Origin of the sequence: Mesorhizobium sp. M6A.T.Ce.TU.016.01.1.1, from assembly GCF_003997065.1 — a bacterium.
In the GTDB taxonomy this organism is placed as follows: Bacteria; Pseudomonadota; Alphaproteobacteria; order Rhizobiales; family Rhizobiaceae; genus Mesorhizobium; species Mesorhizobium mediterraneum.
This window is the reverse complement of record NZ_RZTJ01000163.1, coordinates 1-410: the sequence shown is the minus strand read 5'-3', so window position 1 is coordinate 410 and position 410 is coordinate 1. Positions and strand designations below refer to the sequence as shown.

Below are 410 nucleotides of genomic sequence, written 5' to 3'. Positions count from 1 at the left end.
GGCACAGAAGAAAGCATATGAGGTCGATGGCTGGCTCGCGAAGCCGGACCAGCGGATCTCCATCGTCCTGCTTTACGGCCCCGATCGCGGCCTCGTCTCCGAGCGAGCAAAGGCCTTTGCCGGCAAGACCGGCCTGCCGCTCGACGATCCCTTCTCGGTGGTCAGGCTGGAGGGGTCGGAGGTCGACCGAGACGAGGGCCGGCTGCTCGACGAGGCCCGCACCGTGCCGATGTTTTCCGACCGGCGGCTGCTGTGGGTGCGCCATGCCAGCGGCCAGAAGGCATTGGCCGACGACGTCAAGGCGCTGACGGCGGAGCCCGCGCGGGATGCCATCATTCTCATCGAGGCCGGCGATCTCAAGAAGGGTGTCGGCCTGCGCGCCATCGTCGAGGCGGCCGACAGTGCCATGG

At 67.8% G+C, this 410-nt stretch carries 1 pseudogene; it reads left to right on the top strand.

Annotated features, from left to right (window positions below):
- Nucleotides 1-410, top strand: a pseudogene (holA, locus tag EOC94_RS33765) (DNA polymerase III subunit delta); the annotation flags it as partial.